At 61.5% G+C, this 14790-nt stretch carries 15 protein-coding genes and 2 pseudogenes; 10 read left to right on the top strand and 7 right to left on the bottom strand.

The features are described 5' to 3' along the window. Positions 1-154: 154 nt before the first annotated feature. The 10 genes and pseudogenes from dsbD (at position 155) to BSY239_RS23065 (ending at position 8759) form a co-directional block, all read left to right on the top strand. Positions 155-1720, top strand: a complete 1566-nt coding sequence (gene dsbD, locus BSY239_RS14090; protein WP_216637478.1) for a protein-disulfide reductase DsbD — start codon at positions 155-157, stop codon at positions 1718-1720. After that, on the top strand, positions 1617-2018 hold the full coding sequence (locus BSY239_RS22860) for a thioredoxin family protein (RefSeq protein WP_236944199.1): 402 nt from the start codon (positions 1617-1619) through the stop codon (positions 2016-2018). The genes dsbD and BSY239_RS22860 overlap by 104 nt, the downstream gene beginning before the upstream one ends. Further along, positions 2015-2857, top strand: coding sequence for a TlpA disulfide reductase family protein (locus BSY239_RS14085; RefSeq protein ID WP_069047344.1), 843 nt, complete (start codon positions 2015-2017; stop codon positions 2855-2857). The genes BSY239_RS22860 and BSY239_RS14085 overlap by 4 nt, the downstream gene beginning before the upstream one ends. Continuing rightward, positions 2854-3705 carry a thiol:disulfide interchange protein DsbG gene (gene dsbG / locus BSY239_RS14080; RefSeq protein ID WP_236944074.1) on the top strand — a complete coding sequence of 284 codons (852 nt, stop codon included), beginning with the start codon at positions 2854-2856 and terminating at the stop codon, positions 3703-3705. The genes BSY239_RS14085 and dsbG overlap by 4 nt, the downstream gene beginning before the upstream one ends. Next, a pseudogene (locus tag BSY239_RS22125) lies at positions 3702-4652 on the top strand (substrate-binding domain-containing protein); the annotation flags it as partial. The gene dsbG and the pseudogene BSY239_RS22125, both read left to right, overlap by 4 nt. 66 nt (positions 4653-4718) lie before the next feature. Continuing rightward, the gene (locus BSY239_RS22475) at positions 4719-5054 is read left to right on the top strand and encodes a hypothetical protein (RefSeq protein WP_257784879.1); all 336 of its coding nucleotides are present in this window, start codon (positions 4719-4721) and stop codon (positions 5052-5054) included. 8 nt (positions 5055-5062) lie between these two features. Continuing rightward, entirely contained in the window at positions 5063-5521 is a 459-nt protein-coding gene (locus BSY239_RS14065) for a phosphate-starvation-inducible PsiE family protein (protein ID WP_069047340.1), read from the top strand. A gap of 113 nt (positions 5522-5634) precedes the next feature. Further along, positions 5635-6969 carry a bifunctional metallophosphatase/5'-nucleotidase gene (locus BSY239_RS14060; RefSeq protein WP_069047339.1) on the top strand — a complete coding sequence of 445 codons (1335 nt, stop codon included), beginning with the start codon at positions 5635-5637 and terminating at the stop codon, positions 6967-6969. Positions 6970-7085: 116 nt separating this feature from the next. Beyond that, positions 7086-8588 (top strand): annotated as a pseudogene (locus tag BSY239_RS14055) (IS5 family transposase). Positions 8589-8612: 24 nt separating this feature from the next. After that, positions 8613-8759, top strand: a complete 147-nt coding sequence (locus tag BSY239_RS23065) for an integrase core domain-containing protein (protein ID WP_083239975.1) — start codon at positions 8613-8615, stop codon at positions 8757-8759. Between the two features lie 181 nt (positions 8760-8940). Here the strand turns inward: BSY239_RS23065 and BSY239_RS14050 are convergent, their stop codons facing one another. The 7 genes from BSY239_RS14050 to BSY239_RS14020 all read right to left on the bottom strand — a co-directional run bounded on the left by BSY239_RS14050 (position 8941) and on the right by BSY239_RS14020 (position 14788). Then, positions 8941-9480: a TetR/AcrR family transcriptional regulator gene (locus tag BSY239_RS14050; protein WP_200959415.1), complete on the bottom strand. Its 540-nt coding sequence runs from the start codon at positions 9478-9480 to the stop codon at positions 8941-8943. A gap of 34 nt (positions 9481-9514) precedes the next feature. After that, complete coding sequence (locus BSY239_RS14045; protein ID WP_069047338.1) at positions 9515-10576, bottom strand: flavin monoamine oxidase family protein; 1062 nt, start codon at positions 10574-10576, stop codon at positions 9515-9517. A 130-nt stretch (positions 10577-10706) separates the two neighbouring features. After that, positions 10707-11375, bottom strand: coding sequence for a cupin domain-containing protein (locus tag BSY239_RS14040; RefSeq protein WP_069048993.1), 669 nt, complete (start codon positions 11373-11375; stop codon positions 10707-10709). Positions 11376-11416: 41 nt separating this feature from the next. Continuing rightward, complete coding sequence (locus tag BSY239_RS14035; protein ID WP_069047337.1) at positions 11417-12037, bottom strand: glutathione S-transferase family protein; 621 nt, start codon at positions 12035-12037, stop codon at positions 11417-11419. Between the two features lie 451 nt (positions 12038-12488). Continuing rightward, positions 12489-12737: a hypothetical protein gene (locus BSY239_RS22715; RefSeq protein ID WP_200959414.1), complete on the bottom strand. Its 249-nt coding sequence runs from the start codon at positions 12735-12737 to the stop codon at positions 12489-12491. Beyond that, a complete protein-coding gene (locus BSY239_RS14025; RefSeq protein ID WP_235501463.1) occupies positions 12704-13450 on the bottom strand; it encodes a TetR/AcrR family transcriptional regulator in 747 nt (248 codons plus the stop codon). Before BSY239_RS14025 ends, BSY239_RS22715 begins: the two co-directional genes overlap by 34 nt. Positions 13451-13594: 144 nt before the next feature. Then, positions 13595-14788, bottom strand: coding sequence for an acyl-CoA dehydrogenase family protein (locus BSY239_RS14020; RefSeq protein ID WP_056278480.1), 1194 nt, complete (start codon positions 14786-14788; stop codon positions 13595-13597). Positions 14789-14790 lie beyond the last annotated feature (2 nt).

Genomic DNA, 14790 nt, shown 5'->3' with positions numbered 1-14790 from the left:
CGATACACGGCCTGATGGGTTTCATGGCGCAATTATGGTGGCTGGTGGTTGCCAGGCACGGGGGGATTCGCCGGGAAGGTTGTTAACGCCACCTTAATCGCGGCATTCAAGGATGGCGTTTCCGTGACACCCCGTCACGCTTTGATACCAGCCCATGCCCGTACTTTCCGATCGCCTTCGAAGCAGCCTGCGCGCTGCCCTCGCTGCCCTCGCTGCCCTGGTGCTGCTGTGGGGCGTGGCCTGGCCGGCTCACGCGGCTGAAGAGTTCCTGCAGCCCGAGCAGGCCTTTCGCCTGCAGGTGACGAAGTCCAGCGCCGACCAGTTGCACCTGAGCTGGACCATCGCGCCGGGCTACTACCTGTACCGTGATCGTATGGCGGTGACCGCATCCTCTTCTGGGACACGCGTGCAAACCGAACTCCCGCCCGGCATCCGCAAGGACGACCCCAACTTCGGCGTGATGGAGGTCTACCACGGCGCGGTCTCGATGAAGGTGTCGCCCGCCGGTGCCGCCGCACTCGACGTGACTTGGCAGGGTTGCGCTGACGCTGGGCTGTGTTATCCGCCGCAGACGCAGACGATTCAGGTGGCCGACGTCTCGTCGGACACCGCCACCGCAGCACCCGCTGACTTATCGGTACGAGCGCAAGAGCCGGGCGCCCCCGGCCTGTGGAACAGCGTTTCCGGCAGCGACACCCAGATCACCCAGTGGTTGGGAGAACGCTCGCTAGGTTGGACCTTGCCGCTCTTCTTCCTGCTCGGCATCGCGCTCGCGTTTACGCCTTGCGTGTTGCCGATGTTGCCCATCGTCTCCGGCATCGTGGTGGGTAGCCGGGCGCCGCCGCGGCGCGCGTTCGCGCTGTCCATGGCGTTCGTGCTGCCCATGGCGCTGACCTATTCGGCGCTGGGCGTGGCGGCAGCGCTGGCCGGCGCGAACCTGCAGGCGATGTTGCAGAACCGCTGGACGATGCTCGCCTTGGGCGGTATTTACGTCGTGCTCGCGCTCGGCATGTTCGGCGTCTTCACTTTGCAACTGCCCGCCCGACTGCGCGACAAGCTCGACGGCGCAAGCCGTGGCCTGCGCGGCGGATCGTTGCCGGGCGCAGCGGCCATGGGCGTGCTGTCGGCTCTGCTCGTCGGCCCGTGCATGACGGCGCCGCTGGCGGGTGCGCTGCTCTACATTGCCCAAAGTGGCAACGTTGTTCAAGGCGCGCTGCTGCTGGCGGCGCTGGGTCTGGGCATGGGCACGCCATTGGTGATCGTCGGCACACTGGGCTCGCGTTTCCTGCCGAAACCAGGTCCGTGGATGGATCGCGTGAAGGGCGCGCTCGGCTTCGCGCTGCTCGGCACGGCGGTTTGGATGCTGGAACGCGTCGTGCCCGAGCCAGCCGCATTGCTCATGTGGGGCGCGCTGCTGCTGGCTGTGGCGGTGACTCTCGTTCACACGTCGTCCCGCAGCGCTGCAGCTGTCGCTTCCAGCGGGTCCCCAAACCTGCTCGCGATCCGCACGCTGGCGGTGCTGGCCGGTCTGTGGGGCAGCAATGGTGCTCGGCGCGGCGGGCGGTGCGGTGGATCCCTGGCGGCCACTGACGTTCGCTGCGGCGTCGGCAACGGGCCTGGCGCAAACGACGAACTTAAAGTTCGAACCGATCGCCAGCGAAGCCGAACTTCAGGCCCGACTGGCCGCCGCGCGGGCGGCGGGGCAACCCACCCTCGTTGACTTCTATGCCGACTGGTGCATCTCCTGCAAGGCGATTGAGAAAGAGGTTTTCGGAGATCCCCGCGTGCAACGCTCGCTGGCCGGCGTGCTGCTCCTGCGTGCCGACGTGACCGCGAACGATGCCCGTCACCGTGAGCTGATGCGTGCCCACCAGGTGATTGGCCCGCCGACCGTGATGATGTTCGATGCAGCTGGACGCGAGCGGCGCGATGCCCGCCTGGTCGGTGAATTCACGGTCGAGCAGTTCTTGCAGCGACAGCCTGGGCCACCCACACCCGACATGGGAGCTCCCGCATGAACCAGTCCTTGCAGATCGGTCCTCTGTCGCTGCCGTATTCGGTACTGCTGGCACTGTTTGCCATCGCGCTTGGAAGGTGGGTCGCCAGATGGATGGCAAAGGCGGCAGGCATTGAGGCCGAGCCCACGTTGATGCGCATGCTGTTTGTCGGTCTGTTCGCGGCACGACTCGCCTTCGTCTGGCAATGGCACGAGCAGTATTTCGATGCTCCGCTGAGCATCCTGGACATCCGCGACGGCGGTTGGGAGCCCACTGCGGGTGTTGTGGCGGCCTTGCTGTTCGGCCTGCAACGCGCGCAACGCGATGCAGGCATGCGCAAACCCGTGTTCGCTGCTGCGATCACCACAGGCATGGTGCTCATGCTGGGTGGCTTCGCTTCCGTGTTGATGTCGACCACACCAGTGCCCTTGCCGCCGCTGGCGCTGACCTCGCTCAATGGCCAGCCGGTGTCGCTTGCGGGCTTTGCAGGCAAGCCCACCGTGGTCAACCTTTGGGCCACCTGGTGTCCGCCGTGCGTGCGCGAGATGCCCGTGATGCAACAGGCACAGACCGCCTACCCGGACGTGAACATCGTCTTCGTCAATCAAGGCGAAGACTCAAAAGCGATTACCAGCTTCCTCAACCGGCACAGCTTGACGCTGCGCAACGTGTTGCTCGATCCGAAGCGTCTGACTGGCGCGGCGCTCGGCCATCGCGCCTTGCCGACCACGTTGTTCTTCGATGCGCAAGGAAAGCTTGCCGACACCCGCATTGGCGAGCTGTCGCAAGCCACGCTCACACAGCGCCTCACAAGCCTTCGCGCCGACTCACCCCCGTCACAACAACTCACTTCGCCATGAATCATCAAGACACCCCCGCCTGCGCATCACTTCTTCCTTCCGCAACCATGTCCACCGTGGTCGTGCTGATCGCCCTCGCATCAGCCGTATCGCTGGCCTTCGCTGCCCCGCCGCTCCCCGCACCGCTGCAGGCGTTGGAGAAGAAAGGTCTGAGCCTCGTGGGTAAATTTCCCAGCCCGAGCGGAATGACGGCCTACGCTGCCCACGCGGGAACCGAGCCGATGGCGTTGTACTTGATGCCCGACGGCAAGCATGTGATCGTCGGGACGCTGTTTGACGCCACCGGCAAGAACCTCACCGTGACCGGGCTGGAAAAAGTACTCGCCCAGCCAATGACCGAGGCGGTCTGGGGCAAACTCGAGAAGAGCCACTGGATTGCCGACGGTCGCGAGGACGCGCCACGAACGGTCTACGTCTTCACCGACCCCAACTGTCCCTACTGCAACAAGCTGTGGGCCGATGCACGGCCTTGGGTCGACACGGGCAAAGTACAGCTTCGCCACGTTATGGTGGGTATTCTGACGCCGACCAGTGCCGGCAAGGCAGCAGCATTGCTGGGCGACAAGAACCCGGCAGCCGCTTTGGACGCATATGAACGCAGGCACGTCGCGTCGAATGCAAAGACGCTGGCCAGCGGGCGGCCCAAGCCCCTGGGTGATGACAGTCTGAAACCGCTGTCGGTGGTTCCTGCCGGGATCGCAGCTCAGCTCGATGCGAATGCTGCGCTGATGGCCTCTTACGGCCTGCAAGCGACCCCGGCTTTGGTCTGGAAGGACACCAAGGGCGGCGTGCAGATGCGCCAGGGCGCGCCGGAGTCCGATCTAGCTGCCATTTTCGGGCCACGATGAGCGCGGAAAGCTGCATCGATTGCACCGTTCGCCAACGCACAGAAGATTCGTCCACCGCGTGGTGCACTGTGATGCTAGGAATGCAGTCTCGAAATGATCCGCACGTCGGTATCACCTACACATCGAGTAGGTCTGTCGGGCAGGCTGAAAGAGTCACCACCGACTCACATCATTCTTTCAAGGACTCACACATGACCCACTTCTCCAGGGAGCTTTCAGCATTAACTGCGGCATTGGTGTTGGCCGCCGGTGTGGTGGGCCAGGTCCAGGCTCAAAGCGTCGTCAATGTGTACGGCCCCGGCGGCCCGGCCCCAGCAATGCAGGAGGCTGCCAAGGCGTTTGGCGCCACAAACAACATCACCGTGAACGTGGCTGCAGGACCCACCCCGCAGTGGATCGACAAGGCAAGAGAGGATGCCGACGTCATTTTCAGCGGCGCCGAAAACATGTTTACCGATTTCGCCAAGGCCTTGCCGGGCGCCTTCGAATTGAAGGACGCGTATCCGCTTTACTTGCGACCCGCGGCAATACTGGTGCGGCCCGGCAACCCGAAGAACATCCGTAGCTTTCGCGACCTGCTGACCCCATACGTCAAGCTGCTGACTGTCGCCGGTGCTGGGCAAACCGGATTGTGGGAGGACGTGGCGGGGCGCACCGGAGACATCGCGATGGTGCGGGCGTTTCGCAAGAACATGGTCTTTCCCGAGGCCGCCAGCAGTGGCGCAGCCAAGGAGCAGTAGGCACAGCAGAAAGACATCGACGCGTGGCTGATCTGGAACATCTGGCAGGTGGCCAACCCCGATCTGGCGCAGGTCGTCGAACTGGATGAGCCGTTTCGCATCTATCGCGATGCTGGCGTGGTGCTGACGCGCAAGGGAGAGACCGATCCGCAGGCCACCGCCTTTGTGGCGTTCCTGAAGTCGCCAGCCGGGCAGGAGATCTTTGCCACATGGGGTTGGGATGCGCGCCCAGTTGCCTCCGTCGGCGGTGCCCGATCCGCTGCGCCATTGAGCGTGTCGGGCCAGGCGGATGTCGAGCGGCGATTCGCGCGCATGGACACGAACCGTGACGGTGCGGTCACCTGGGAAGAGGCAGCGCCCTCGCGAGCGCGCGAATTCGACGCCATGGACAAGAACAACGACCGCCGCATCACGGGTGTCGAATTTCGTGGCCAGCTGCCGATCGGCAGTTTCGACATCAACACGGACGGCACTGTCTCGAAAGCTGAGTTCCTCGCTACGCATCGATCGATGTTCATGCAGTTCGATGCTGACGCGAATCAGCGAATCTCAATTAGCGAGTTCACTACGGCACAGCGCGCTACCGCGAAACAGGCCGTATTGAATTGATCCCCAACATGATCATCACAACACGCATCGATCGTATCGGCTCGCACTTCACCGCCGTGGTGATTGGGGCGATGCAACTCCTGCTGATGATCGTGATCACGGTAGCGGTGCTGGAGTTGTTCTGGCTGTTCTTCACCAGTGCCGCCGATTGGCTTCGCAACGTGGACTCGGTGCCAGACCTTCAACTGGCCGTCCAGAGACGCTTTGCAGGCGTGCTGCTGATCCTGCTTGGCCTGGAGATACTCGAATCGCTGAAGATCTTCTTCACTGAGCACAAGGTCCGGCTCGAATTGATTCTCATCGTGGCGGTTATCGCCGTCAGCCGCCACATCATTCAGCTTGACTTCGAACACACCGACGGGCTCGTCCTCATCGGCATCAGTGCGCTGGTGATCTCGCTGACTGCGGGTTACTTCCTGGTCAGGTGGAGAACGCTGAGCAACTCCGGGCAAAGGACCGAACCGTGACCCGACAAGCAATGTTGCAACTCGGCCTGATGCGCAGTCCGCTGCCCTAGGCAGCGCGACGCAGGTCAAGTGGACCGATTCGTGATTGCCACCTCACCGCTCGAAAGACAGACATGGCTGAACGCAAACTCACGATCCTGCAGATCAACGATCTGCACGGCTACCTCGAACCGCATCCGGAAGCCTTTCGCGGTCGAGGCAAGTTCAACTACAGGACCTGCGGCGGTCTGGCGCGAATCTCCAGCATTTTCAACCGGGTACGCGCCGAGCACCCCGGAGAAGTGCTGGCGCTGGACAACGGCGACACCTTCCATGGCACCTTCGTTGCCGGACAATCCCAAGGCGAGTCAATGCTGCCGCTGATGAATGCGCTCGAATTCGATGCGATGACGCTGCACTGGGAGTTCGCCTACGGGCCAACGCAGGTACGCAAGCTAGCCGCGGGACTGATTTACCCGGCACTGGCGATCAACATCTACGACAAGGCTTCGAACCGACTCATGTTCGATCCGAGTTGCGTGATTGAGCGCGGAGGTCTGCGCATCGGCATCATTGGCATCGCTTCGAACATCGTCGACAAGAGCATGCCGCCGAGCTATTCCGAGGGGGTGTACTTCACACTGGGCAATACCGAGCTACCAGCGCACATCGAACGGCTGCGCAGCGGCGAGAAGGTCGACTTGGTGGTGGTGTTGTCGCACCTCGGCTTCGCACAGGACGCCAAGCTTGCAGCCGAGGTGTCGGGCATCGATGCGCTGATCAGCGGCCACACCCACAACCGCTTGTATCGGCCCGTCTGGGTAGGCAGCACGCCGATCATCCAGTCGGGTTGTCATGGCTCGTTCGTCGGCCGGCTCGACCTCACGGTGGACTGCGGCAAGGTGGTCGACGCACGGCATGAGCTGATCTGCGTCGATGAGCATGTCGAACCCGACGCCGAGATGTCCCAGCGTGTCAAGGAAACCATCGCACCGCATCGCGCCTTCCTCGATCAGGTGGTCGGAAAAGTACAGAGCCCACTGGACCGTGCCACCTCACTCGAAGCGTCGATGGACAACGTGCTGCTCGACGCGATTGCCGCTGCGGCAGGCACGCGCCTGGCGTTTTCCAACGGCTGGCGCTACGGTGCGCCAATATTGCCCGGCGAAGTCACGATGGAGCACCTGTGGAACATCGTCCCAACCCATCCGCCCATATCCACTGTCGAGCTCAGCGGCGACGAGTTGCGCGCGATGCTTGAAGCCAATCTGGAGCGCACTTACTCGCCCGATCCGTACTGCCAGATGGGAGGCTTCGTCAAACGCTGTCGCGGCTTGAACCTGTATTTCAAGATGGAGAACCCGAAAGGCCAACGCATCGAAGACCTGTTGGTCGACGGCGCACCAGTCCAATCGGGCCGAATCTACCGCGCCGCGATGCTGGGCGAGCAAGGCGTGCCCATGAAGTAGTCGTCCCTGAAGAATCCCCGGAGGCCGCATAAACACTGGACTTTCGGGTGATTGCCGATGGCCGAGACTCCCAGTTTGAATTCCAATAGGGGCAAATTTCTGGGAGTTCTGCCGTGCTGTTTGCCTGTGCCGCCACCGATGATTTCTTCCGTTCGCGCATCGATCACATGATCGACCTGCGCCATCCGCTGGCTGTGCTGGCCTCGCGCATGCCCTGGCAGGAGATCGAAGCGCGGGTAGCCCAGGTCTTCTCTCGCAGGGGCCGCGCTGGTGTGGCCATGCCCGATCTGGATCTCTTCGGTGAACAGGTGCAGCGTGCCGCTGTCCCCAGCAACGCAGGACGCCCCCGTGTGCCGCTGCGCATCATGATCGCGCTGCTGTACCTCAAACACGCCTTCAACGAGTCCGACGAGGGCGTCGTTGAGCGCTGGGGCGAGACGCCAACGTGGCAGTTCTTCTCGGGCCAGGCGTACTTTGAACATCGCCGTCCCTGCGACGCCACCACCCTGATCAAGTTCCGCCAGCTCCTGGGTGAGGAAGGTGTCGAAGAACTGCTGGCGCAGACCATCAACGTGGCTGTTGCTCTCAAGCTGATCAAACCGCAGGAGTTCGCCCGCGTGATCGTGGACAGCACGGTACAGCACAAGGCCATTGCTTACCCCACCGACAGCCGCTTGCTGGAGACCGCGCGCGCCAAACTGGTGGAGGCGGCCAAGGACGCCGGGGTCGATCTGAAGCAGACCTTTGCCAAGGAGGGCAAGGAGCTGGGCCGCAAGGCTGGGCGCTACGCACATGCCCGCCAGTTCAAGCGCATGCGCCGGGCCATCAAGCGCCAGCGCACCATCGTCGGACGCCTGCAACGCGAGATTGACCGCAAGGCCAGTGCCATCGGGCAAGCTGTGCGGGAGGCGCTCGCTGAGACGTTGAACAAGGCCCGGCGCATCGTGTCCCAGAGCGGCCAACGCAAAGCGGCGGATGGACAGCCCAAGCTCTACGCTTGGCACGCGCCCGAGGTCGACTGCATCAGCAAGGGCAAGGCGAGAACGCCCTACGAGTTCGGGGTGAAGGTGGGCATTGCCAGCACGCTGCGGGGCAACCTGATCGTGGGCGCGCGTGCATTCCACGGCAACCCGTACGACGGCCACACCTTGGCCGAGCAGCTGGAGCAGGCCACGATCCTGATGCAAGACAGCGTAGCCAAACCGGCGACGGCCTTCGTGGATCTGGGCTACCGGGGCGTGGACGCTGACAACCCGTCGGTGCACATCGTGCACCGGGGCAAGGCCAAGCGGATCAGCGAGCAGGAGAGAAAGCTGCTCAAACGGCGCCAGGCCATCTAGCCCATCATTGGCCACCTCAAGAGCGACCACCGCATGGAGCGCTGTCACCTCAAGGGCGAACAGGGCGACCGGCTGCACGCGGTGCTGTGCGCGGCGGGCTACAACATCCGTTGGCTGCTGCGCATGATCGCAAGGAAGGGGGTGGCCTTCCTGCAGATGGTTTATTTGCGCGTGTGCCAGATCGCGGGCCTATCGCCGAACTGGTCTCCGATGCCGCGCATGCCGCTTGTTCACGCACTCAGCAGCTCAGCCCATCGCTTGGCCTTTGCGTCAATCTGAATAAATCAGGTCCGACTCATTACGATGCAGGACGCACGGGAGAAGTTGAAGGCTTGGCAGCATGACTACAACCATCACCGTCCGCATGGCTCTCTCGGTCACCTGACCCCGAGGGAGTTCGTCAGAAAGAGGTCAGAGCAACAGCTGCAAAGCCGCCCAACTCCCGTTTAGAAGTGACCGGATATGGGGGAGACGTCAAAAGCCGCCCAACTCCCGTTTAGAAGTGACCGGATATGGGGGAGACGTCAAAAGCTGCCCAACTCCAGTTTAGAAGTGACCGGATATGGGGGGGAAGTCAGAATTAAAGGAAGAGGGCGAGTAGCCCAATAAAAGCGCACGAACTGGACCAAAGCTACTGACAACGGGCGTTCAGCAGTCGGGTTGCGACGTCAAACGCAACAAGGTCCTCTTCAGTACGCGCTGCGAGATGGGCACCTTCCAGCATGGCCAGGGTCGCGGGCGCCTCGTATGCCGGATCAAGGATTGCCGATATGGACCCGTCCCTTTGGCCGAGTTCGAACGTCGCAGTGATCCATTGCAGGATCATTGCGCGGACGGCGCTGACTTTGGCGATGACCACTTCAGACAAGCTTTCCCGGCTGGTTGAAAAGGCAACGCACAGACAAACGGTGCGGCCATCATCCAGGGCTGCTCGGTACAGGGCAATCAGGGCCTTGAGGCGTGCACCGGCGGTGGCGTGGGTTGCTTCGATCTCGGCCAGGCGATGCTGCAGGTTGGTCTGATATCGCTCGATCAATGCTTCGGAAAGATTGGCCTTGGTCGGAAAATGGTGGTGGATCGACGCTTTTCGAATGCCGATCGCCTCTGCCATATCGCCATAGCTGAAGCCGTCGAAACCCCGTGACCGGGCTGCGTGTTCAGCAAAATCCATCAGGGCGACTCTGGTGTCTCTGTTCGTTGTCATTTCAACTTTCTATGTGTCCTAGGTTTGCCAGCGCCAGCTCCGATGCTTCCAGCGCCCCCTCAAGGTATCCTCCGAATTTAGGCGCCACCTCGGTCCCGGCAAGGATCAAATCGCCATCCCAAAGTCCATTGAGAACGCGGGGCAAACCGTATCGCGAGTTGACATGTGGCGCCTGTGCGTCCAGTTCGGTCGCTGTCAAGCGGTCATAAGCCCAGTCCTTGAGACACAGAATATTTGGTGTGGCGGCTTCTGGTCCGAACAGACGGATCAACTGGGCCTGTATCTGTCGGCGCAGGGCCTGTTGGTCGGATCGCGCCCTGGGCGGCACGCCGATGAACCCGAAAAGGGCATAAGGCCCGCCTGAGGCCGGGCTGGCATCATGGATTTCGACCACCGGACCATGACGACTCATGGCATCACCGGAAAGGCCAGCCTCAAGCCAAAAAGGCCGATCATAGACAGCCACGGCCTTGGCATGGCCTGCCATCCAGGTTGCGATTCCCTCCAGCTCTGTCAACGCAGCGATTGGCAGCGTCGGCGTAAAGGACATTCTTACGGCCATGCGCGGGGGCAGGGCCAGAACCACCCGCCGTGCCTGGATGCTCACGCCATCCTCAGACGTTGCGATGATCCCCGGTGCTGCCCGGGTTAGCATACGGATCGTTGTCGAAACACGGCGTCGTTGCGCCGGAACCTCATTCTCAAGGGCCGCGATCAAGGCGCCCAACCCCCCCTCCAGCCGCCAGGCCCCCTGCATTGAGGCATACCCTCGTCCACGATGAACACGGCCCTGCTCATTCTCGAAGATCACATCGCCCTGACAGAACTGATCGAACCGGGACAGCCCTAAGCGTTCGGTGAGCGCTGCGATCCTGGGTTGTCCTGGCCAAAACCACGTGGGACCCAGATCAAAATGAGCGGCACCCTCGCGCACGGTCAGGATGCGACCGCCCAAGCGGTCACGCGCCTCGACCAAAAGGAAATCGCGGCCTTGTGCAGCAAGCTTTGCAGCCAAGGCCAGCCCGGACAGGCCACCACCGATGATCAGGGTATCGGTCAGCATCGCTCAAGACACCTCGCCAGCGAAGGACAACCGATTCGTCTTTGTTGGCCACACAGTCGTCACGATAGACACCCGCGGGTCGGTAGCGGTGGTGCTGTAAGCTCTGCCGGGGAATCTGCCGTAGCCATGGCTAAGCAGCGGGTGCTTTGGCAAATGGCAGGTGTCCTGTCTTCATCCAGATTTTCGCGCCATCGCCCGTCGCCATCGCGGACAAGCTTTGGCCTTCGGGCAGGCGCAGCCAAGTGTGCTTTCCCAGTATCTCGCCTTCCACGGTGAGAGCGCCGTTTATCACCAGCAGCTCTATCCCGCCGGACACCTCAGACTTCAGAGTTGCGCCCGCCTCAAGCCTGCTGTAAGTGACGGTCTCACGATGGTCCTCATATAGCATTGCGCTGGCAATGCCATCCACCGGGGTGCCCAGTTCGGCTTCCATGTCCTTGCGAAACTGTGTGCGATCCGCCATGTCGAATTGCCATAATTTCACAAAGATCGTGCATCCCTCGTCAGAGCCTGGCGTATGGGACGTCGTTGGGGGGTTGCGCACATAGGTGCCGACAGGAAAATCACCGTGCTCGTCTTGAAACACTCCATCGAGCACGATGAACTCCTCGCCCCCCGTATGGGTATGTGCCGAGAACTTGCTGTCCGGCGCATACCGCACGATGGTCGTGGCGCGGGCAACTTCGCCCCCAATTCGGTCCAGCATGCGCCGCTCTACCCCCTTCATGGGCGAGGGTCGCCATTCCAACTCGCGCGAATGCACCACAACACGCTTGGAAAAATCTGCGTTGATCTCCATGAAACCCACTCCTTTGACCCCTACAACCCGGAGATCGCGCATTAACCGGCAATCGAAGGACGGGCTGCAACCTTTGCACGCCAAGCATGGAGATTGTCCAGGGACTCGGGGATTTCAACCTTGGCGAAATCCGCAAACGCCAGACCCGCAAAGGCAGTGATGTCAGCGATAGAGAAGTTGTCGCCTGCGAGAAACTCATTTTCCGACAGAACGCTATCCAGATAGGCCATGGTAGCGCTAGCAACTTCCCTCTGCTTGTTGCCCCATTCGGCGCATTGCCAGGTCTCCAGATCCGGACCAAGGCCGAGAGTAGCGTGATGGAAATAGGCGCCGACCGCGTTCATCAAACCGTTTTCTGCCCGCAGATTCATCATCGTGATGCGGGCACGCTCCTTTGGGGTTGCGCCGGTTAGGGAAGGACCATCGAAAACGCCATCGATATATTCAGTGATGGCGTTGCACTGGGCGATACAGGTGCCGTCGTCAAGCTCCAGCAGGGGCACGGTAGCATCCGGATTTTTCGCTTTGAAAGCATCGCAGCGGTGCTCGCCGCTCATCACATCCACTGGGACGAATTCAACCTTGTCCGTTGCATCCTTTTCTGCCAGAGCGATGCGGACTCGCAGTGGGTTTGGAAAGCCTTTGATGTCGTAGATTTTCATTGAGTGTTCTATTGACGATTTTTGTAACGCGTCATTGTACTACCTATCAGTAGGTTGTCAATTCTTATGTGCGGCTTTACAAACAGGCCCCAGGACCAAGCGAAATTCGCTGCTTCAGCTGAGCTGAACCGTTCGCGACATTCACATGATCGGCAGGATCAGCGCGACCCAGCGACGTCAAGTGGAACACCTTCTGCGCTGTTCGGCTCTACGACTGTGACTCGCTTTCAGGTAGTGTCATGGCGCGATCTTCTTGTCTCCACCTTGTTGTGGTGGTTGCGGCCGACAGTCATGCCGTATCTCCGCCATGGAGAAGAACGCCGGGCGCCAATGAAGACTACCGCTGATTGGAGTAGTTCGCGTAGGACGTAGTCGTGGCTGGCCAGTCCGAGAAAACGCCAATCACACCCGCCTCGCGGACGAGCACGTCGAGCACACGCATCATGTCGCCTTAGGTCTTGATGGCCGAATCGAACGTCTGGTAATACAGGCCGTTGTCGCCATCGGCCAGCAGACCCGAGCGCTCCAGGGTCCAGGCAATGATGTCCAGACCGGCCGAGCGGGCGTTTCGCGCGTACTGCGAGGGCGCGATCCACTCTGAAGTGTCGGTGCTCAGCAGGGCGAAGATCGGCGGCGCCATGATGTTGATGCCCTGGCTCTTGTACTTCACGAGTTCGGCCTGGCTGGGCAGATCGGCCACGGTGTTGGCGTCGTCCGGATACACCGCCTGACGCCCAAAGGCGCGTTCAACATCAAGTCCGGCTTTGCCGGGGGGACGTGTATGCACAGGGCCACCACTGCGTCGGTCAGGTCATCAATCGAGATTCCCATTTCAGACTTGAACCACTGCGCTGACCCGTTCAGCACACCAAAGATCAAATGGCGCGCAACCGGAACCTCGACTTGCAAGCAGCCAGTCAACGAGAGCTCTTGGAGCACGGACGTCCATGTCGCTTCGTATTCACCTTGCAGCTTCGCGATGACTTTGTGCTGCATAGCATTGAGGTAGCGCGACTCGTAGAGCACCACATGCATGAAGTCGCTGTTTGGTCCCAGAATCGTTTCGAAATGCGATCGGATCAATTGCCGCAGCGTGGTCACAGCGTCATGCTCGGCAAGTAGCACGATCATCTGGCGCGCCATCGCGCTGCGCATGCCTTCCTGAATCACTTCATGCAATAGCGCATCCTTGCTTTTGAAGTGACAAAACAGTGATCCGGAATGCATGCCGACGGCGCAGGCGATGTCGCGCGTGCTCGTGCCGTTGAAGCCGTAGCGTCGAAACAGTTTGGCCGCGGCCTTGACGACATCTTGGCGGCGATTGCCTTCATTTCGCTCCTGCGGCGTCTTGCGTGGGCGGCCTCGCGGCCGCTTGGCTGCTTCGAAAGTGGGGAGGGAGCGCACGGCACACATCATCCGAAAACGAGTAGCGAGGCCTGCCAATGATGTCGGGTCGAAAGCTCAGACGACCCCGAAAACGGCGGACGGAGGCCTCGACCGTATTGCGAACATCGGTCTCGGTCTGGGTGGTCGGTACCGGGGATGACGGCCATCGGCTCAGTATGACTTAGGCAAGCCCAATACATGTTCGCCGATGTAGTTGAGCAGCATCTCGTTGTTGATGGGCGCGATTTCCAGCAGGCGCACCATGGGCCACAACGTGATGATGTCGTAGTCGCGGTCGAATCCGTAGCCGCCGTGGGTTTGCAGCGCGGCCTCTACGGCGGCCACCGCCGCTTGCGAGCCCAGCAGCTTGGCCATGTTGGCGTGGGCACCAGCATCCTCGCCGGCGTCGAAGCGCTCGGCGGCGTTGTAGGTCATCAGCCGCGCTGCCTCGATCTGCGCCTTGGCCTGCGCCATACGGTGCTGCAGTGCCTGGTAGGAGCCAATTGGCTTGCCGAAGGGCTTACGCTCCTTCGAATAGGCTACCGCCTTGGCCAGCGCATAGTCGCCCAAGCCGATTGCGGCTCCAGCGGCCAGCAGGCGCTCCGAGTTCAGGCCTTCGAACATCAGCTTGGCGCCCTTGCCGGCTTCGCCGATCAGTGCGTCGGCGGGCAGCTTGACGTTGTCAAAGAACACCATGTACTGGCGCTCGGCGGTTTCGACCTGGATGTTGAGTTGCGTCAGCTGGATTCCGGGCGTTTTCATGTCAAGCACGAACAGCGAGATGCCGTCGGTGCGATGCTTCACCTCGCCTGCCTTGGTGGTGCGTGCGATCACCAGCATGTAGTCGGCATCGCGCGCGCCAGAAATGAAGACCTTTTGGCCATTGAGCACCCAGCCATCGCCGTCCGGTGTGGCCAGTGTGGTCATGGCAAAGCTGTTGGTGCCGGCATTGGGCTCGGTGATGGCAAAACACAACTTCTTCTCGCCGGTGCAAGTCGGCGTGACGTATTTCCTGATCTGCTCGGGTGTGCCGTGGCGCATGATCGGTACCCGGCCCAGCCCTGTGACGACCAGGAACAGCGTGGGCACGCCGGCCAAAGCCAGCGCTTCATTGAGCGCGGTGATCTCCAGTACGCCGCCTCCGGAGCCGCCATACTCTTCCGGGACGGACAGGCCGAGCAGGCCGAACTCGCCGAGCTTTTGCCACAGCTCGTCGGGGAAGCGATCTTCCTTGATGCACTGGAGGATGTAGCTGCGCGGGTACAGGGTGGTGACGCCGCGGGTGGCTTCCTGCACGTCGCGGATACGCGCGCTCAAGGCGGTGGAAGCCGTGTTGGCTATCGCGGTAGTGGCCGAGGTGTTCATGG

This window comes from Hydrogenophaga sp. RAC07 (genome assembly GCF_001713375.1).
Taxonomy (GTDB): Bacteria; Pseudomonadota; Gammaproteobacteria; order Burkholderiales; family Burkholderiaceae_C; genus Hydrogenophaga.
The sequence above is the reverse complement of the archived record's forward strand: the minus strand, read 5'-3'. Positions and strand labels throughout refer to the sequence as shown.

Bases quoted from the DNA above. Each gene is read 5' to 3' on its own strand.
- BSY239_RS23065 (WP_083239975.1), top strand. From the start codon at position 8,613: ATGCAGGACGCACGGGAGAAGTTGAAGGCTTGGCAGCATGACTACAAC.
- BSY239_RS14035 (WP_069047337.1), bottom strand. From the start codon at position 12,037: ATGAAAATCTACGACATCAAAGGCTTTCCAAACCCACTGCGAGTCCGC.
- BSY239_RS14025 (WP_235501463.1), bottom strand. From the start codon at position 13,450: ATGTGTGCCGTGCGCTCCCTCCCCACTTTCGAAGCAGCCAAGCGGCCG.
- dsbD (WP_216637478.1), top strand. From the start codon at position 155: ATGCCCGTACTTTCCGATCGCCTTCGAAGCAGCCTGCGCGCTGCCCTC.
- BSY239_RS14085 (WP_069047344.1), top strand. From the start codon at position 2,015: ATGAACCAGTCCTTGCAGATCGGTCCTCTGTCGCTGCCGTATTCGGTA.
- BSY239_RS14065 (WP_069047340.1), top strand. From the start codon at position 5,063: ATGATCATCACAACACGCATCGATCGTATCGGCTCGCACTTCACCGCC.
- BSY239_RS14045 (WP_069047338.1), bottom strand. From the start codon at position 10,576: ATGCTGACCGATACCCTGATCATCGGTGGTGGCCTGTCCGGGCTGGCC.
- BSY239_RS14020 (WP_056278480.1), bottom strand. From the start codon at position 14,788: ATGAACACCTCGGCCACTACCGCGATAGCCAACACGGCTTCCACCGCC.
- BSY239_RS14040 (WP_069048993.1), bottom strand. From the start codon at position 11,375: ATGGAGATCAACGCAGATTTTTCCAAGCGTGTTGTGGTGCATTCGCGC.
- BSY239_RS14060 (WP_069047339.1), top strand. From the start codon at position 5,635: ATGGCTGAACGCAAACTCACGATCCTGCAGATCAACGATCTGCACGGC.
- BSY239_RS14050 (WP_200959415.1), bottom strand. From the start codon at position 9,480: ATGGATTTTGCTGAACACGCAGCCCGGTCACGGGGTTTCGACGGCTTC.
- dsbG (WP_236944074.1), top strand. From the start codon at position 2,854: ATGAATCATCAAGACACCCCCGCCTGCGCATCACTTCTTCCTTCCGCA.